20 protein-coding genes are annotated in these 16,621 nt (G+C 72.6%); 14 read left to right on the top strand and 6 right to left on the bottom strand.

The features are described from left to right. Nucleotides 1-99 precede the first annotated feature (99 nt). The 9 genes from hrcA (at nt 100) to era (ending at nt 9,216) form a co-directional block, all read left to right on the top strand. A complete protein-coding gene (gene hrcA / locus ACTXG6_RS42120; RefSeq protein ID WP_445184895.1) occupies nt 100-1,122 on the top strand; it encodes a heat-inducible transcriptional repressor HrcA in 1,023 nt (340 codons plus the stop codon). Between the two features lie 78 nt (nt 1,123-1,200). Next, on the top strand, nt 1,201-2,376 hold the full coding sequence (gene dnaJ, locus ACTXG6_RS42115) for a molecular chaperone DnaJ (RefSeq protein WP_445190266.1): 1,176 nt from the start codon (nt 1,201-1,203) through the stop codon (nt 2,374-2,376). Beyond that, nucleotides 2,373-3,167 carry a 16S rRNA (uracil(1498)-N(3))-methyltransferase gene (locus tag ACTXG6_RS42110; RefSeq protein WP_445190265.1) on the top strand — a complete coding sequence of 265 codons (795 nt, stop codon included), beginning with the start codon at nt 2,373-2,375 and terminating at the stop codon, nt 3,165-3,167. Before dnaJ ends, ACTXG6_RS42110 begins: the two co-directional genes overlap by 4 nt. A 387-nt stretch (nt 3,168-3,554) precedes the next feature. Beyond that, complete coding sequence (locus ACTXG6_RS42105) at nt 3,555-4,619, top strand: PhoH family protein (protein ID WP_445184894.1); 1,065 nt, start codon at nt 3,555-3,557, stop codon at nt 4,617-4,619. Between the two features lie 47 nt (nt 4,620-4,666). Next, on the top strand, nt 4,667-5,215 hold the full coding sequence (ybeY, locus tag ACTXG6_RS42100; RefSeq protein WP_445184893.1) for an rRNA maturation RNase YbeY: 549 nt from the start codon (nt 4,667-4,669) through the stop codon (nt 5,213-5,215). 24 nt (nt 5,216-5,239) lie between these two features. Further along, the gene (locus tag ACTXG6_RS42095) at nt 5,240-6,589 is read left to right on the top strand and encodes a hemolysin family protein (protein ID WP_445184892.1); all 1,350 of its coding nucleotides are present in this window, start codon (nt 5,240-5,242) and stop codon (nt 6,587-6,589) included. Next, the gene (locus ACTXG6_RS42090; RefSeq protein ID WP_445184891.1) at nt 6,576-6,959 is read left to right on the top strand and encodes a cytidine deaminase; all 384 of its coding nucleotides are present in this window, start codon (nt 6,576-6,578) and stop codon (nt 6,957-6,959) included. The genes ACTXG6_RS42095 and ACTXG6_RS42090 overlap by 14 nt, the downstream gene beginning before the upstream one ends. Next, nucleotides 6,956-8,230, top strand: coding sequence for an L-2-hydroxyglutarate oxidase (gene lhgO / locus ACTXG6_RS42085; RefSeq protein WP_445184890.1), 1,275 nt, complete (start codon nt 6,956-6,958; stop codon nt 8,228-8,230). Before ACTXG6_RS42090 ends, lhgO begins: the two co-directional genes overlap by 4 nt. Then, the gene (gene era, locus ACTXG6_RS42080; RefSeq protein ID WP_445184889.1) at nt 8,227-9,216 is read left to right on the top strand and encodes a GTPase Era; all 990 of its coding nucleotides are present in this window, start codon (nt 8,227-8,229) and stop codon (nt 9,214-9,216) included. Before lhgO ends, era begins: the two co-directional genes overlap by 4 nt. 106 nt (nt 9,217-9,322) lie before the next feature. Here era and ACTXG6_RS42075 read toward each other — a convergent pair whose 3' ends face one another. Next, nucleotides 9,323-9,934, bottom strand: coding sequence for an antibiotic biosynthesis monooxygenase (locus tag ACTXG6_RS42075; RefSeq protein WP_445184888.1), 612 nt, complete (start codon nt 9,932-9,934; stop codon nt 9,323-9,325). A 253-nt stretch (nt 9,935-10,187) separates the two neighbouring features. On the opposite strand from ACTXG6_RS42075, the gene recO reads away from it, so the two are divergent. Together recO and ACTXG6_RS42065 are read left to right on the top strand one after the other, a co-directional pair. After that, nucleotides 10,188-10,919, top strand: a complete 732-nt coding sequence (gene recO, locus ACTXG6_RS42070) for a DNA repair protein RecO (protein WP_445184887.1) — start codon at nt 10,188-10,190, stop codon at nt 10,917-10,919. Between the two features lie 24 nt (nt 10,920-10,943). Next, nucleotides 10,944-11,225, top strand: a complete 282-nt coding sequence (locus ACTXG6_RS42065; protein ID WP_445184886.1) for a SelT/SelW/SelH family protein — start codon at nt 10,944-10,946, stop codon at nt 11,223-11,225. A gap of 92 nt (nt 11,226-11,317) precedes the next feature. Here ACTXG6_RS42065 and ACTXG6_RS42060 read toward each other — a convergent pair whose 3' ends face one another. Continuing rightward, nucleotides 11,318-12,247, bottom strand: a complete 930-nt coding sequence (locus tag ACTXG6_RS42060) for an EamA family transporter (protein ID WP_445184885.1) — start codon at nt 12,245-12,247, stop codon at nt 11,318-11,320. Between the two features lie 242 nt (nt 12,248-12,489). Between ACTXG6_RS42060 and ACTXG6_RS42055 the strand changes: the two genes are divergently transcribed. Next, complete coding sequence (locus ACTXG6_RS42055; protein WP_445184884.1) at nt 12,490-13,287, top strand: isoprenyl transferase; 798 nt, start codon at nt 12,490-12,492, stop codon at nt 13,285-13,287. Next, nucleotides 13,284-13,709: a hypothetical protein gene (locus ACTXG6_RS42050; RefSeq protein WP_445184883.1), complete on the top strand. Its 426-nt coding sequence runs from the start codon at nt 13,284-13,286 to the stop codon at nt 13,707-13,709. The genes ACTXG6_RS42055 and ACTXG6_RS42050 overlap by 4 nt, the downstream gene beginning before the upstream one ends. 2 nt (nt 13,710-13,711) lie before the next feature. Here the strand turns inward: ACTXG6_RS42050 and ACTXG6_RS42045 are convergent, their stop codons facing one another. Genes ACTXG6_RS42045 through ACTXG6_RS42035 form a run of 3 tightly spaced genes read right to left on the bottom strand, consistent with a single transcriptional unit; the run spans nt 13,712 to nt 15,212 of the window. Beyond that, nucleotides 13,712-14,308 carry a hypothetical protein gene (locus ACTXG6_RS42045; RefSeq protein WP_445184882.1) on the bottom strand — a complete coding sequence of 199 codons (597 nt, stop codon included), beginning with the start codon at nt 14,306-14,308 and terminating at the stop codon, nt 13,712-13,714. A gap of 50 nt (nt 14,309-14,358) precedes the next feature. After that, nucleotides 14,359-14,787 carry a Fur family transcriptional regulator gene (locus ACTXG6_RS42040; protein WP_445184881.1) on the bottom strand — a complete coding sequence of 143 codons (429 nt, stop codon included), beginning with the start codon at nt 14,785-14,787 and terminating at the stop codon, nt 14,359-14,361. Continuing rightward, entirely contained in the window at nt 14,784-15,212 is a 429-nt protein-coding gene (locus ACTXG6_RS42035) for an ArsR/SmtB family transcription factor (RefSeq protein ID WP_445184880.1), read from the bottom strand. Before ACTXG6_RS42035 ends, ACTXG6_RS42040 begins: the two co-directional genes overlap by 4 nt. 92 nt (nt 15,213-15,304) lie before the next feature. Between ACTXG6_RS42035 and ACTXG6_RS42030 the strand changes: the two genes are divergently transcribed. Next, complete coding sequence (locus tag ACTXG6_RS42030) at nt 15,305-15,658, top strand: antibiotic biosynthesis monooxygenase family protein (RefSeq protein ID WP_445184879.1); 354 nt, start codon at nt 15,305-15,307, stop codon at nt 15,656-15,658. Here the strand turns inward: ACTXG6_RS42030 and ACTXG6_RS42025 are convergent. Continuing rightward, the gene (locus ACTXG6_RS42025; protein ID WP_445190264.1) at nt 15,655-16,398 is read right to left on the bottom strand and encodes a HugZ family pyridoxamine 5'-phosphate oxidase; all 744 of its coding nucleotides are present in this window, start codon (nt 16,396-16,398) and stop codon (nt 15,655-15,657) included. The two genes, ACTXG6_RS42030 and ACTXG6_RS42025, sit on opposite strands and share 4 nt — an antisense overlap. Between the last annotated feature and the right edge of the window lie 223 nt (nt 16,399-16,621).

Genomic DNA, 16,621 nt, shown 5'->3' with positions numbered 1-16,621 from the left:
GGAGTACCGCGACGCGCGCATCCGGCGAGGTCGCGGGGAACCGCCCCGGTCCGCGCGGGCCGTAGACTGGATTGCGGAGACCGGGGAGGTGCACGCGGGGTGAATGCCGAGGAACGCCGGTTCGAGGTGCTGCGCGCGATCGTCGCCGACTACGTGTCTACGCAGGAGCCGGTCGGGTCCAAGACGCTGGTGGAGCGGCACAATCTCGGCGTTTCCAGCGCGACCGTGCGCAACGACATGGCGGTGCTGGAGGAGGACGGCTACATCGCGCAGCCGCACACCAGCGCCGGTCGCATCCCCACCGACAAGGGCTACCGCCGCTTCGTGGACCGGATCAGCGACGTCAAGCCGCTCTCCGGTGCCGAGCGGCGCGCGATCCAGTCCTTCCTCGGCGGCGCGCTGGACCTCGACGACGTGCTGCGGCGCAGCGTCCGGCTGCTCGCCCAGCTCACCCGGCAGGTCGCGGTGGTGCAGTACCCCACGCTCACCCGGTCCACGGTGCGCCATGTCGAGCTGGTGCCGCTCACACCGGCCAGGCTGATGCTGGTGCTGATCACCGACAGCGGCCGGGTGGACCAGCGCATGGTCGACCTCGGCGACGTGGTCACCGAGGAGTCGGTCGCCCGGATCCGCACGATGCTGAACGCGGCGATGGTGGGCCGGCGCCTCACGGAGGCCTCGGTGCTGGTCGCGGAGCTGCCCGGGGATGCGCCCGGCGACCTGCGTGAGCCGGTCACCACACTGGCCATGGTGCTGATCGACGCGCTCGTCGAACATCCCGAGGAGCGACTGGTGCTCGGCGGCACCGGCAACCTGACCCGCAACGTGGCCGACTTCCCCGGCTCGCTGCGCACGGTGCTGGAAGCCCTGGAGGAACAGGTCGTGGTGCTCAAGCTGCTCGCCTCGGCGCGCAGTCCGGGCACCGTGCGGATCAGTATCGGCGAGGAGAACGAGGCCGAGGAGATGCGCTCCACGTCGGTGGTCTCCATCGGTTACGGGCCGGGGGAGACGCTCCTCGGCGGGATGGGCGTGGTCGGGCCGACCAGAATGGACTACCCCGGCACGATCGCGGCGGTGCACGCGGTTGCTAGATATGTAGGTGAGATCCTGGCTGGGCGCTGAGCCTGGGCGGGACGGAGCACCCGGCGTTGTCGCGCCCGGGTACGAGCGAGCTGTACGAGGGACATGAGGAACGCAAGGGTGGCCAGGGACTACTACGGGGCGCTGGGTGTCAGCCATGACGCCGGGCCGGAAGAGATCAAGCGGGCCTATCGCAGGCTCGCTCGCGAGCTGCACCCCGACGTCAACCCCGACGCGGCGGCACAGCAGCGGTTCGCCGAGGTCAAGGCGGCCTACGAGGTCCTGTCCGACCCGGCGAAGCGGCGCATCGTGGACCTGGGCGGCGACCCGCTGGACAACGGTGCCGGCCGCGGTGGCGGCGCCGGCGACCCGTTCGCCGGGTTCGGTGGCCTCGGCGACATCGTGGACGCCTTCTTCGGCAGCTCCGCCGGCGGCGGTGCCGGCGGTCGGGGCCCGCGCAGCCGGGTGCAGCCCGGCGCCGACGCGCTGATCCGGATGCGGTTGACCCTGGAGGAGTGCGCGGTCGGGCTGACCAAGGAGCTCACCGTGGACACCGCGGTGCTGTGCTCGGAGTGCACCGGCTCGGGCTGCGCGCCGGGCACGTCGCCGGAGATCTGTGACATCTGCAACGGCCGGGGCGAGGTGCAGAGCGTGCAGCGCTCGTTCCTCGGCCAGGTGGTCACCAGCCGCCCCTGCCCGAACTGCCACGGGCTCGGCCACGTCATCCCGGACCCGTGCCGGCAGTGTGCCGGCGACGGGCGGGTGCGCGCGCGGCGCTCGGTGACCGTCAAGATGCCGGCCGGGGTGGCCGACGGGATGCGGGTGCGGCTGGCCGGGCAGGGTGAGGTCGGCTCCGGCGGCGGACCGGCCGGCGACCTGTACGTGGAGGTCGAGGAGGCGCCGCACGACGTGTTCACCCGCGAGGGTGTCGATCTGCACTGCGTGCTGCCGCTGCCGATGACCGCCGCCGCGCTGGGCACCACCGTGCGGTTGCCGCTGCTGGCCGACGGCGACGAGCTGGACCTGGACATCGAGCCCGGGACCCAGACCGGCATGGTGCGCACGCTGCGCGGCAAGGGCATGCCCCGGCTGCGCTCCACCGGCCGGGTGGACGGGCGGGGTGACCTGATGGTCCACATCGAGGTGCTCACGCCGACCAAGCTGGACAGCAGGCAGATCGAGCTGCTCCGCGAGCTGGCCGCGGTCCGCGGCGACGAGCAACCGGACCTGGCGATGAACGGACGCAACGGCGGTGGCCTGTTCTCCCGGCTGCGGGGCGGCCGGAGTCCCCGCTGACCCCGCCGCTCTACCTGGTCGACGAGCTGCCGGCCGGCGGGTCCGGTGAGCTCGCCGGGCCGGAGGGCAGGCACGCGGTCACCGTGCGGCGGACCAGGGTGGGCGAGCGACTGCTGCTCGGCGACGGCCGGGGCGGCCTGGCCACCGCCGAGGTGACCGGGGTCGGCCGGGACGCGCTGCGGCTGTCGATCGTGGACCGCCGGCGGGTGGCCGCGCCGTGCCCGACGGTAACCCTGGCGCAGGCACTGGTGAAGGGCGAGCGCGGGGAGCTCGCGGTGGAGCTTGCCACCGAGGCCGGGGTGGACGCGGTGCTGCCCTGGCGGGCCGCGCGCTGCGTGGCGCGCTGGGACGACGGCCCGCGCGGCGACAAGGCGCTGGCCCGCTGGAGATCGACCGTGCTGGCCGCCGCCAAGCAGTCCCGGCGGGCCTGGCTGCCGGAGGTGTCCGAGCAGGTCGGTACCCAGGCGCTGGCCGCGCGGTGCGCCGCCGCCGGTGCCGCGGGCGGGGGCGCCCTGGTGCTGCACGAGGCCGCGACCGTCCCGATCGCCGCCGCGGTCCGTGAGCTGGCCGCGCCGCTCACCGCGCCGACGACCGCGCCGAGGGCTGCCGAGCTCGTTCTGGTGGTCGGCCCCGAGGGCGGCATCACCGACGAGGAGCTCGAGCAGCTCTGCGCGGCCGGGGCGCGCGCGGTGCGGCTGGGGCCGCAGGTGTTGCGGGCATCCACCGCGGCCGCGGTGGCCCTCGGGGCGCTCGGTGTGCTGACGGAACGCTGGAATGCATACACTGAGTAATATTTGATCGCTCAAATGGTCCGTTAGAGTGATCAAAAATTGCCGGCAGGGCCGCGCGCGTTACGATCCGTGTACCGATGTTGCCGGCTCTTCGGACCGGACCTCGGAGCGACATCGGGTGTTCACACCCGGTGGGGCCGCCGGTTAAGTCCCCCTTTGCCGGCGGCCGCCGTGTCGCGGCGGGCGTCCCCCCACGCTCGCCGCGGCGCGGTCCCATACGCGGTCGGCGGAACGTCAGCGCAACGTCACCGGGGGCGGGCAGCGGAGTCACTGGGCGCGGGCAGCAGCCCGATGGGGGTTACCCGCCTGCACACGGTTCAGGGTCCCGCTACCATCGAACTGACAACCAGCTGGGTCGAGCGAGCGGGAAAGCAGGCAGTACACCACGTGACCGGTACTGAACCGGAGCAGTCCGTCCCCCAAGCCTCCGCGCAGTCCCGCATGGCCGTCCCGGACTCGGCGCTGCTCGCGTTGCTCGGCTCGCGGGACGAGAACCTTCGCACCGCCGAGGATCTGCTCACCGCCGACGTGCACGTCCGCGGCAACGAACTCACCCTGACCGGCGCGTCGGCCGATGTTGCCTTCGCCGAGCGGGTGTTCGCCGAACTGATCACCCTGGCCAGCCGTGGGCAACAGCTCGGCCCGGACACCGTGCGGCGCACCGTCGCGATGCTGTCCGACGAGCGCACCGGCGGCGCCGGCGCCCGCGCCGGCGAGTCCCCGGCGGAGGTGCTCAGCCTGGACATCCTGTCCCGGCGCGGGCGCACCATCCGGCCCAAGACGCTGAACCAGAAGCGCTACGTCGACGCCATCGACAAGAACACCATCGTCTTCGGCATCGGGCCGGCCGGCACCGGCAAGACGTACCTGGCGATGGCCAAGGCGGTCCAGGCGCTGCAGAGCAAGCAGGCCAACCGGATCATCCTGACCCGGCCGGCCGTCGAGGCCGGTGAGCGGCTCGGCTTCCTGCCCGGCACGCTCTACGAGAAGATCGACCCGTACCTGCGGCCGCTCTACGACGCGCTGCACGACATGATCGACCCGGAGTCGATCCCGAAGCTGATGGCCGCGGGCACCATCGAGGTCGCCCCGCTGGCGTACATGCGCGGGCGCACCCTGAACGACGCGTTCATCATCCTCGACGAGGCGCAGAACACCACGCCCGAGCAGATGAAGATGTTCCTCACCCGGCTCGGCTTCGGCTCCCAGATCGTGGTCACCGGCGACACCACCCAGATCGACCTGCCCGGTGGCTCGCGCTCGGGGCTGCTGGTGGTCCGGGACATCCTGGACGGCGTCGACGACGTGCACTTCGCGCAGCTGACCAGCACCGACGTGGTGCGGCACCGGCTCGTGTCGGACATCGTGGACGCCTACGCCCGCTGGGACACCACCCAGCCGTCGGACGATCGGCAGGTGCCCAACCGGGCGGACCGCCGCCGGCGCCGCTGAAACCCTGGACCCGGGCGAGCCGAACCCCTGAACCCGAACGAGCTGTCATGAGTATTGAGATCTGCAACGAGTCCGGTGTCTCCGTCGACGAGACGGCGATCGTCTCGGTGGCCCGGTTCGCGCTGGACGCGATGCGGGTCAACCCGCTGGCCGAGCTGAGCGTGCTGCTCGTCGAGCTGGACGTGATGGCCGAGCTGCACCAGCGCTGGATGGAGCTGCCCGGCGCGACCGACGTGATGTCCTTCCCGATGGACGAGCTGGACGCCACCCGCCGGCCGGACTCGCTGGACGACCCGGAGTCGATCCTGGGTGACGTGGTGCTCTGCCCCGAGTTCGCCCGGGAGCAGGCCAAAGCCGCCGGACACCCGCTGGCCGACGAACTGCACCTGCTGACCGTGCACGGCGTGCTGCATCTGCTTGGCTACGACCATGCGGAGCCCGACCAGGAGCGGGAGATGTTCGCGCTGCAGAACCAGCTGCTGGCGCGGTGGCGGCAGGACCGCGACCATGCGCTGGCGCGGGAGCGGCAGCGGGCCGCCGACTCGCACGTGCTGGGCACCGTCGGGCTCGAGGAACACGGCGGCCGTGATCAATGACCAGCTGATCCGGACCGGGCTCCGATGACCACGGCGGTGGTCTGGCAGATCGTGCTGGCCGTGCTGCTGGTCCCGCTGGCCGGGCTGTTCGCCGCCGCCGACTCGTCGCTGGGCACGGTCTCCCGGGCCCGGGTGGAGGCGCTGGTGCGGGCCGGCAAGACCGGTGCCCGCCAGCTCGCCGCGGTGGTCGCGGACCGGCCCCGGTACGTGAACCTGCTGTTGTTGCTGCGGCTGGCCTGCGAGACGGTGGCCACCGTGCTGGCCACCATCGTCGCCGTCCAGCTGATCACCCCGGTCTGGCTCGGCGCGGTGGTGGCCGGCGCGATCATGGTGGTGGTCAGCTACGTGCTGATCGGGGTCGGCCCGCGCACCATCGGCCGCCAGCACCCGTACGGCATCGGGTTGGCGCTGGCCGCGCCGGTGCGCGCACTGGCCGCGTTGCTCGGCCCGCTGACCCGGCTGCTGATCGTGGTCGGCAACGCGATCACCCCGGGTCCCGGCTTCCGGGAGGGCCCGTTCTCCTCCGAGGTCGAGCTGCGTGAGGCGGTGGATCTGGCCGGCGCCAGGGGAGTGGTCGCCGAGGACGAGCGGCAGATGATCCACTCGGTGTTCGAGCTGGGTGACACGCCGACCAGGGATGTGATGGTGCCGCGAACCGACCTGATCTGGATCGAGCGCGACCGCACCGTGCGGGACGGGCTGACACTGGCGCTGCGCAGCGGCTACTCCCGGATCCCGGTGCTGGGTGAGGGCGTGGACGACGTGATCGGGGTGGCGTACCTGAAGGACCTCGCGGCGGCCGAGCCGGACCAGTTGGTGTCCGATGTGATGCGCCCAGCCACCTTCGTGCCGGACTCCAAGCCGGTGGCGGACCTGCTCAAGGAGATGCAACGCAGCCGCTACCACATGGCGATCGTCGTCGACGAGTACGGTGGCACCGCCGGCGTGGTCACCATCGAGGACATCCTGGAGGAGATCGTCGGCGAGATCACCGACGAGTACGACACCGAGGAGATCCCGCCGGTCCAGGTGGTCGACGAGCACACCATGCGGGTGGCCGCCCGGCTGCCGGTCGCCGACCTCGGCGAGCTGTTCGGCCTCGAGCTGGAGCCGGAGCTGACCGAGGCCGACGTGGACACCGTGGGCGGTCTGCTGGCCCAGCGGTTGGGTCGGGTACCGCTGCCCGGCGCCCAGGCCGAGCTGGCCGGTCTGCGGCTGCTCGCCGAGGGCGGGAAGGATGCTCGGGGCAGGATCCGAATCACCACAGTCCTGGTCACCCCGGTCGAGGGGGAGCAGGAGCGCACGGAGCGGTCCGCCGGCGGCACCGAGGACAGGGCCGCGCAGCGGCGGGAGGGAAGCGATGTCACAGGCTGAGTCGTCAGCGGCTGGATCCGGAGTCTCGGCGAACGAGCTGGACCCCGAGGACACCAAGATCGTGGTGCTCGCCCGGTCCACCCGGGCCCGGATCGGTGCCGCCGAGGGGGCCGCCGTGCGGGACACCGACGGGCGCACCTACGCCGCCGCGACCGTCGCGCTGCCCTCACTGCGACTGTCCGCGCTGCAGGCCGCCGTGGCCGCCGCGGTGTCCAGTGGAGCCCCGGGCCTGGAGGCGGCGGCGGTGGTGAACGCGGACGGCAGCGAGCCGGACGCCGAGGCGGTGGCCGCCGTGCGCGACCTCGGCCCCAACGCCCCGGTCCTGCTGGCCGACGCCTCCGGCGCGGTGCGCGCGGTGCTCACCACGTGACGGCCGCCGCGGGCGCATCGCCGGCCACCCCGCGCTATGACGCGGTGGTGATCGGCGCCGGGATCGTCGGGCTCGCCACCGCGCGCGAACTGCGCGGCGCGGGCCGCTCGGTGGCCGTGCTGGAGGCGGAGGACCAGGTGGCCGCGCACCAGACCGGGCACAACTCGAACGTGATCCACTCCGGGCTGTACTACCGGCCGGGCAGCCACAAGGCGCGCCTCGCGGTGGCCGGCCGGGACGAGACCGTGGCGTTCTGCCGCGCCCACGACCTGCCGCACCGGGTCGGGGGCAAGCTGGTGGTGGCCACCGAGCCGGAGGAGCTGCCCCGGCTGGCCGAGCTGGCCCGGCGAGGGCTGGCCAACGGTGTGGAGTGCTACGAGCTGACCGACCGCGAGGCCCGCCGGCACGAACCGGCGGTGCGCGCCCTGGCCGCGCTGCGGGTGCCCGGCACCGGGGTGTGCGACTTCCGGCTGATCACCGAGAAACTGGCCGAGCTGTTCGTCGCGGCCGGCGGCGAGCTGCTGCTGGGGCGCCGGGTGCGGCAGTTGGTGCGCCGCCGCGCCGACGTGGTGGTGCGGACCGACGCCGGTGATGTGCTGGCCGGCCAGGTGGTGGCCTGCGCCGGGTTGCGCAGCGACGAGCTGGCCCGGCGGAGCGGCCACGGCCCCGGGGTGCGGATCCTGCCGTTCCGGGGGGAGTACGCCGGTCTGCGCGAGCCGGCCGCCGGGCTGGTCCGCGAGCTGATCTACCCGGTGCCGGACCCGGACCTGCCGTTCCTCGGCGTGCACGCCACCCGCGGCGTCGACGGGCACGTGCACGTCGGCCCGAACGCGGTGCTCGCGCTGGCCAGGGAGGGCTACGACTGGCGCACGGTGCGCCCCCGGGAGCTGGCCGGCACGCTGGCCTACCCGGGGTTGCGCCGGCTGGCGCGGCGGTACTGGCGCTACGGGCTGGACGAGGTGCGCGGCTCGCTGTCCCGGGAGGTGATGGCCGCCCGGGTGCGCCGGATGTTGCCCGACGTGCGCGCCGAGGACCTGGAACCGGGCGGCGCCGGGGTGCGCGCGCAGGCGGTGCGCCGGGACGGCACCCTGGTGGACGACTTCCTGTTCGTCGCTGACGGCGGAACTGACGGCGGCGCCGACGCCCGGATACTGCACGTGCTCAATGCGCCGTCCCCGGCGGCTACCTCGGCGCTGCCGATCGCCAGGGAGATCGTTGCGCGGCTGACCGGCGATCGGCCGGCCGCGCCGAGTGAGGTGGCACCACGATGACCGAGCCTGAAGTGAGCAAGCCCGAATTGACGAAATCTGACCTGACCCAGTCCCCAACCCAGTCCCCGGCAACCGAGCCGCCCGCGACCCGGTCGGTGTACCGATCCGGGTTCGCCTGCTTCGTCGGGCGCCCCAACGCGGGCAAGTCCACCCTGACGAATGCGCTGATCGGCGGCAAGGTGGCGATCACCTCGAGCCGCCCGCAGACTACCCGGCACGCCATCCGGGGCATCCTGAACCGCCCGGACGCCCAGCTGATCGTGGTGGACACGCCGGGGCTGCACAAGCCGCGCACCCTGCTGGGCAGCCGGCTCAACGACATCGTCCGGGAGACCTGGGCCGAGGTCGACGTGATCGGCTTCTGTGTGCCGGCGGACGTGCCGGTGGGCCGTGGCGACGAGTTCATCGTGAACGAGCTGCGCTCGGTGGCCCAACGCACCCCGATCATCGGGGTGGTGACCAAGACCGACCTGGCCGGGCCGGAGATGGTGGCCCAGCGCCTGACCCAACTGTCCAGGCTCATGGAGTTCGCGGAGATCGTGCCGTGCTCGGCGGTGGACGGGTTCCAGGTCGACACCGTCGCCGACCTGTTCGTGAACCGGCTGCCGGAGGGCCCGCAGCTGTACCCGGACGGCGAGCTGACCGACGAGCCGGAGACCACGCTGATCGCCGAGCTGATCCGGGAGGCCGCGCTGGAGGGCGTCCGCGACGAGCTGCCGCACTCACTGGCGGTGCTGGTCGAGGAGATGATCCCGAACGAGGGTCGCACCGACATGTTCGACGTGCACGCGATCCTCTACGTGGAGCGGTCCAGCCAGAAGGGCATCATCATCGGCAAGGGCGGTGCCCGGCTCAAGGAGGTCGGCACCGCCGCCCGCCGCCAGATCGAGGCGCTGCTCGGCACCAAGATCTATCTCGAGCTGCACGTCAAGGTGGCCAAGGACTGGCAGCGCGACCCGCGCCAGCTGCGCAAGCTCGGGTTCTGACGGCCCAGGCCCGGCCGGGTGCCGGGTCCGTGCCGGGCCCGAGGGTGCGGCTCGGCACGGACCGGCGTCCCCGGGCGGTGTCCGGCCGCCCCGAGGGTGCTTCAGCTCAGTCGAGCTGCACCGTGCTGCGGATCATCGTGTAGGTCTCCATCGCGCCGAACCTGACGCCGACCCGGTCGCTCGCGCGCGCCCGCAGCTGTTCCGCGGTGGGCCAGAACGCCTCGGCCGCCGCCTGGCTCTCCCAGGTCGTGACGATCATGCCGGAACCGGTGTTGCGGTCGAGCAGCTGCTGGAAACTCAGCAGGCCTTCGGCGCCCTTCACCCGGGGTGCGGTCTCCTCGCGCATCAACGAGATCGCCTCGTCCACCCGGGCCGGGTCCACCTCGAGCCGCGACAGTCGCACTATCGCCCCTCGAGCCGGGATCGAGTGCCGGAAACCGTGCGTCATCTCGAAGCTCTCCATGCTCACCTCGCCGGCCAGCGCCGCCGCGGCATCGTCGCGGGTCCCGGCCAGGCCGGCTTCGGACGCCCGCATCGACTCGGCGCTGTCCCAGTAGGACGCGCCGATGATCCGGCCACCCTCGGCATCGGCGATCACCGCGAAGCCGCGGTTGCCGTCTGTTCCCTCCACCGCGGCACGGGCCTGCCCGTCCACGTAGTCGATCGCGGACTCCATCTTGCTCGGGTCACCGCTGACGGTGGTGTAGCGCGCAAACATGTCGGGTTCCCTTCGTCGGCTCGGCCGGCACCGCCGGCTCGGATGATCGACCGGCTCGGAATCGCGGCCGGACGGCGCGCCGGAGATGGCGTCGGTCCAGGGTGCTCAGGGTGGGTGCGGCCCGCAAGGAGGCGTTCGGATGGCGCGCGCCGGCATCCGGGGGTCCGCTCGGGTGAGCTGGCCGCCGCGGCTCGCCGCGCGCCGTCGCGGTCCGGCGAGGGTCGTCGCGGCTCACGCGCCGTAGGCTTGGCCGGTGACCCTGTGGCGTGACACCGGCGTGGTGCTGCGGGTGCAGAAGCTCGGTGAGGCCGACCGGATCGCCACGCTGCTCACCCGCCGGCGCGGCAAGGTGCGCGCGGTGGCCAAGGGAGTGCGCCGCACCCGGTCCCGCTGGGGTGCCCGGCTGGAGCCGTTCAACCACGTCGACCTGCAGTGCTACACCGGCCGCACCCTGGACGTGGTGACCCAGGCGCAGACCGTGGACGCGTTCGGCGCCGGGCTGGTCGGCGACTACACCCGGTACACCACCGGCTGCGCCGTACTGGAGACCACCGACCGGCTGGCCGCCGAGGAGGGCGAGCCGGGGCTGCGGCTGTACCTGCTGGTGGTCGGGGCGCTACGCGCGCTGGCCGGGCGGGAGCGGGACCCGCACCTGGTGCTGGACGCGTTCCTGCTGCGCGCGATGGGCTACGCGGGTTGGGCGCCGGCGATCACCGAGTGTGCCCGCTGCGCCGAGCCGGGGCCGCACCGGGCGTTCAACGTGGCGGCCGGCGGAGCGGTCTGCGGACGGTGCCGCCCGGCCGGCTCGGTGGCCCCGTCGCCGGAGACGTTCGAGCTGCTCGACGCACTGCTGCACGGTGACTGGCCGATTGCGGACGCGGCCACCGCGCCGGTCCGCCGGGACACCAGCGGGCTCGTCGCCGCACACCTGCAGTGGCACCTGGAGCGCCAACTCCGCTCGCTGCCGCTGGTCGAGCGCCGCTAGTCCGGTAAGTCCTGAGGAGCTGCCTTGTCACCCCGGTTGGAGATCAACTACTGCACGCAGTGCCGCTGGCTGCTGCGGGCCGCCTGGCTGGCCCAGGAACTGCTGACCACGTTCGAGGCAGAGCTCGGCGAGGTGGCGCTGGTACCGGGAACCGGCGGGGTGTTCCGGATCGTGCTGGACGGCGAGCTGCTCTGGGATCGCAAGGAGCGCGGTTTCCCCGAGCTCCCGGTGCTCAAGCGCCTCGTCCGGGACCGGATCGCCCCCGACCGCAGCCTCGGCCACACCGACCGCGCCGCCGGTTCCTAGCGGCTCGCACACACCTGGTGCCGGCGGCACAGACCGTGCACAGTCTGTGCGGCTTGCGCCCGGTCTGTGTGGCCGAAAGCGTCGGCTCGGGGTTAGTGGGTCAGGCTGATCAGGAGGACGCCGGCTAGTACCACGGCGGCGGCCATTATGCGGCGCCGGCCGAGCCGCTCGCCGAGGAACACGGTGCCGATCAGTGCGCCGAAGATGATGCTGGTCTCGCGCAGCGCGGCGATCGGTGCCAGTGCGCCGCTGGTCTGGGCCCAGAGCACGATCGAGTACGCCGCGAGCGAGATGACCCCGCCGGCGAGCCCGGGCAGAGCGCACCGGCGCACGGCGGCGGGCAGCTGTCGGCCTCGGCGGATCACGGCGAGCAGTGGCAGCGGCGCGCTCTGCAGCAGGAACAGCCAGCCGATGTAGGCGGTCAGCGGTGCCACGGCCACGCCCAGCCCGTCGACCACGGTGTAGGCGGCGATCATCAGCCCGGTCAGTACCGCCGAGCCCAGGGCGGGCAGCTGTTTGCGCCCCGGCCGGCCGCCGACAAGGACCAGTGCGAGCAGTCCGGCCGACACGGCGAGCACCCCGAGCAGCTCGGTGATCGGCAGCGCCCGGCCCAGCACGACCACCGAGACCAGCGCGACCACCCACGGCGCGGTGCCCCTGGCCAGCGGATACATCTGACTGAACTCGCCGAGCTGGTAGCTGGCCAGCAACAGCAGCTCGTAGAGCACGTGCAGCACCGCCGAGGCGATCACGTACACCCAGGCGGCCGGCGGGAGCGGCCCGCTCAGGGCGACCAGCAGGGCGCCGCCGGCCAGGTTGGCGACGCCGATCACGCCGAACCCGACCAACCGGTCGGACACCCCGTGCGCGAGTGAGTTCCAGATCGCGTGCAGCAGCGCCGCGCCGAGCACCGCGATGACGATCGCCGGCGTCACCGACGGGCCGGCCGCCGACGCCGCCGGAGCCGCCGACGCGGCGGCTGGGGAGGCGAGGAGAGCGGCGGGCACGGACAGGACTGTCAAGGAAGGGCTCCTTTGGCCGGCCCGCCGGAAGCGGGCACGTCAAATAGAGCCCTCAGGGCTTTTGTCCCGTCAGGTGTGGACGGTGTCCAACCGCCCTGGCGCCGCTCGGTCCAGCCCCGGCCACCCTGATTGTCGATCGTCTAACCCGGCGGGCAACCGGCGGAACCCTAGGCGCAACCACGTGCTGGTGGCGACGTTACACCGTGCGGCGGGACGGCCCGGGTGCGTCGTAGGCTTGGGCGGTGCCGTTCGAACCACCTCCCCCGCACCCCTCCGGCGCCGTGGCGCCGAAGCTTCCCGCCGACCTGGTGCCCAACCACGTGGCACTGGTGATGGACGGGAACGGGCGGTGGGCCAACGCCCGCGGCCTGCCCAGGGTCGAGGGGCACCGGCGCGGCGAGGCGTCGCTGATGGACGTGGCCCGGGGCTGCATCGACGTCGGCGTCCGCTGGCTGTCGGCCTACGCCTTCTCCACCGAGAACTGGAAGCGCAGCCCCGACGAGGTGCGTTTCCTGATGGGCTTCAACCGCGACGTCATCCGGCGCAGGGTCGACGAGATGCACGCGATGGGCGTGCGGGTGCGGTGGGCCGGGCGCCGGCCGAGGCTGTGGCGCAGCGTGATCAGGGAGCTCGAGGTGGCGGAGGAGAAGACCCGGCACAACGACGTCCTGACGCTCACCATGTGCGTCAACTACGGCGGTCGCGCCGAGATCGCGGACGCGGTGAAGCAGATCGCCCGGCTGGTCGCGGACGGGAAGATCAAGCCGGACAAGATCGATGAGCGGATGATCGCCCGGTACCTGGACGAGCCGGACATGCCGGACGTCGATCTTTTTGTGCGCTCCTCCGGCGAGCAGCGGACGTCCAACTTCCTGCTCTGGCAGTCGGCCTACGCCGAGATGGTCTTCCTGGACACGCTGTTCCCGGACTTCGACCGCAGGCACCTCTGGGAGGCCTGCGAGATCTACGCCGGGCGCAATCGGCGCTTCGGCGGCGCGGTCGACAAGGCGTCCGACGGCGCGGCGGGAGCACAGGCATGACCACTTCTGACACCGGTTCCGACACCGGCGGGATGCTGGACACCGCGAAGCGGGCGCTGGAGCGCTTCCACGAGGTCCGGGTGGACGACGACGGCGCACTGTCCTTCCGGCACGGCGAGGTACCCAGCGCGCTGCAGGGCCTCGAGCTGTCCGAGGGGCTGCAGGTGCTCAGCCTGACCTGCGTGGTCGCCTGGGACCTGCCCACCGACTCGGACATCCCGCTCCGGCTGGCCGAACGCGCCGGTCAGGGCCTGTTCGGCACGCTCGGCGCGATCCGGACCGACCGCGGCTGGGACGTCACCCTGCGCTACGTCTTCCCGGGCGCCGGGCTGAGCGTCGAGGCGATGGGCACCCTGCTCATGCTGGTGGTGTCCAACGCCTCGCAGCTGCGTACCGAGCTGCTCACCCCGGCCGGCTCGTAGCGTCAGTCCGTCGTGCCGTCCAGGCGAACCTCGGGCAGCGCGTTGAGCAGCTGCACACTCATGCCCCTGGCGGACTGGAACACGGCCCGCTGCGCCTCGCCCATCCGCGCGTCGACCACCTTGCTCAGCTCCAGGGCGAGCCGCCCGGTCTGGCGGACCGCGAGCTCCTCCACCGGCGGCAGCGGCGAGGACACGATCGCGATCCCCTCGGCCCGGCCCTCGGCGTCCTGCGCGGCCCCGATCACGAACCGCTCACGCGGGTTGGTGGTGGTCGAGGTGAGGTGGTCCCGCAGCTCGCGCAGCATCGAGTGCCACTGCACGACCTCGCCCTTGAGCCCGGTCTCCGCGAGGTCCTTCTCGGTCAGCCCGTAGCGCTTCTTGTCCAGGGAGAAGCAGCGCACGTACGCGATCAGCGCGGCGGACCAGAGCGCGTGGCTGACCACGTCGTCCTCGGTCGGCCTGGCCAGCCGGGCGACCAGCTCCTCACAGCACTTGAGCACGAACTGCAGGTCTTCGAAGATGGACGCCAAGCTGGCGAGCTCGGTCGATTCCGGCGTGCTCAACTGCCGCACCACGGTGGGTGTCTGGGTCTCGGTCACCGCCCGGACGCTAGACCGGTCCGGTCGGCCCGAGTGTGTCTTGTTGAGACTCAGGACACGAGCGCGGCGCACTTCGCGCACACGCCGAAGACCTCGACGGTGTGGCTGACGTCGGAGAACCCGTTCTCCTCGGCGACCCGCTGCGCCCAGCTCTCCACCGCCGGACCCTCGACCTCCACGGTGCGCCCGCAGCGGCGGCACACCAGGTGGTGGTGATGGTGCGTGGAGCAGCGCCGGTAGACCGCCTCGCCGGAGCCGGTGCGCAGCACGTCCACCTCGCCGGACTCGAACAGGTTCTGCAGCGTCCGGTAGACGGTCGTCAGGCCGATGCCCTCGCCGTCGCGGCGGAGCTCCTCGTGGATCTCCTGCGCGGACCGGAAGTCGTCGAGGCGGTCCAGCAGCGCGGACACCGCCGTCCGTTGCCGGGTGGACCTCAGGGTTCCTTTGGCGGCCTGGCCGCTCGCCCCCAGTGCCGTCACGTGCCCTCCTCCGCGTGTGCCACCGCGTCCATCACGATATGCGCCAGGTGCTCGTCCACCAGCCGGTAGACCACTTCACGCCCGTGCCGCTCACCGGCGACCACACCCGCCGCCTTGAGTACCCGCAGATGCTGGCTGATCAACGGCTGGGTCACCTCCAGCGCCTCGACGAGCTCGTGCACACACCGCTCCGACTCCTGCAGCTGCAGGACGATCGCGATCCGCACCGGCGCGGCCAGTGCGCGCAGCAACTCGCCGGCCGCCGCCAGGGTGGCCGGTGTCCTCGGCGGCGCCGGCGGTGCGGCCGGCCGTTCGGCCGAGTGCACCTCGCTCGGTACCGGTCCCGACACCTGACCCGACACCTCAGCCGCGGTGACCCGGATGCTCGCGTCGACCTGGTCGGTGTCCGAACGCAGCGTGGTCATCAGATCGCTCCCCGCCCGGGCGCAGTCGCCCGGTGTTGCCAGCTGTGGATGTGCTCGATCGCCATGGTAGGGCGCCGGTAACCTGCCTTGCTGTGCTGCTGATCTGCCGGTACCTCGTGTCACCCGAGCGGGAGGCCTCCTTCGTCGAGCGCGCCCGCCGTGCGCTCACTCTGCTCACCAGGGCGGACGGGTGCCTCGGCGGCAGTCTGGGGCGCGCTTTCGAAGAGCCGGACCGCTGGGTGCTCTCGGTGCGGTTCGCCTCGGTGGTCGCCTACCGCAGGGCGATGTCGCCGTTCGACGTCCGCGAGCACGTGGTGCCGCTGCTCTCCGAGGCGCTGGCCGACGAGCCGGCCACCTACGAGGTGCTCGCGGAGGCCGACGCCGGCGAGGTCACCGACCACGTCAGCCTGCTCACCGGCGACGACGGCAGGGCCTCACCGCTCTAGCCCCGGACCCGGCGCACCAGCTCGATCATCGCGGTGCGCACGCCGAGCGGGGTGTCGGTCACCGCGTCGAACCCGAACCGCACCGCGCGCGGGTTGCCGGGGGTGCCCGCCGGGCCGTCGGTGGCCAGTACCGAGAAGCCGTAGCGGTCGACGTCGAGCATCCGCGCGGTCGCGGTGTCCGGGCGGCCGGCCAGCACCCGGCAGAACCCGATCAGCGAGTCGGCGTGGTCGTTGTTCATGTGCTCGACGATGCCGGCGCGGTGTGGTCGCAGCGGGTCGGGCTCGGCCGAGGCGTAACCGGCGGCGTCGACCCAGCTCATCCGGCCGAATCCGCCCACGAAGCGCGCCGAGGTGACCTCGAGGCGGTAGATCCGGAAGTCGCTGAACTCGACGTAGAACGCGTCCGGGTGCACCGCTTTGTAGCTGGCCAGGGCGGTGGCGCGCTCGTCGCCGGCCAGCACCGAGACCTCGCCGAGCAGGGTGACCCGGCCCGAGGCGAGCGGGTCGCCGTCGCCGGCCTCGGTCACCAGCACCGACGCGCGTGGGTCGGCGGTGAGGTTGCGGCTGTGCTCGGCGAGGTCGGACAGGCAGAGCAGGGGGCGGCCGAGCTCGTCGACGGCGTGCGCGACCAGCGAGCCGAACGGGACGCCACCGGAGTCGACCGCGACCGTGGACAGTGCGGCGGTGCGGCCCGCGGTGACGATGGTGCGGGCCCGCTCGGCGTCGGTGGGCTCGCCGATCAGGCCCGGTGTCGCGTCCAGGGTTCGCTTCGTCTCGGCGATCGCCGGGGCCGGGGCCGCGTGATCGCCGCCGGTCCTCGGCCCGGTCGCTGAGTCGGTCGCTGAGTCGGTCGCCGGGCCGGTCGGCGGTGGTGGCGCTGACGGACGGATCGGGCACCGAGCCTCCTGGGTCAGGGGTAAGGCGAGCCTTACTTGCGGGAACGGTTGCTGTCAAGCGCGCTCG

It is taken from the genome of Pseudonocardia sp. Cha107L01 (assembly GCF_052566575.1).
Note: the sequence above shows the minus strand (reverse complement) of the source record. Positions and strands in the feature narration are given on the sequence as shown.

Bases quoted from the DNA above. Each gene is read 5' to 3' on its own strand.
- ybeY (WP_445184893.1), top strand. From the start codon at position 4,667: ATGAGTATTGAGATCTGCAACGAGTCCGGTGTCTCCGTCGACGAGACG.
- ACTXG6_RS42095 (WP_445184892.1), top strand. From the start codon at position 5,240: ATGACCACGGCGGTGGTCTGGCAGATCGTGCTGGCCGTGCTGCTGGTC.
- ACTXG6_RS42050 (WP_445184883.1), top strand. From the start codon at position 13,284: ATGACCACTTCTGACACCGGTTCCGACACCGGCGGGATGCTGGACACC.
- ACTXG6_RS42075 (WP_445184888.1), bottom strand. From the start codon at position 9,934: ATGTTTGCGCGCTACACCACCGTCAGCGGTGACCCGAGCAAGATGGAG.
- ACTXG6_RS42035 (WP_445184880.1), bottom strand. From the start codon at position 15,212: ATGACCACGCTGCGTTCGGACACCGACCAGGTCGACGCGAGCATCCGG.
- era (WP_445184889.1), top strand. From the start codon at position 8,227: ATGACCGAGCCTGAAGTGAGCAAGCCCGAATTGACGAAATCTGACCTG.
- ACTXG6_RS42090 (WP_445184891.1), top strand. From the start codon at position 6,576: ATGTCACAGGCTGAGTCGTCAGCGGCTGGATCCGGAGTCTCGGCGAAC.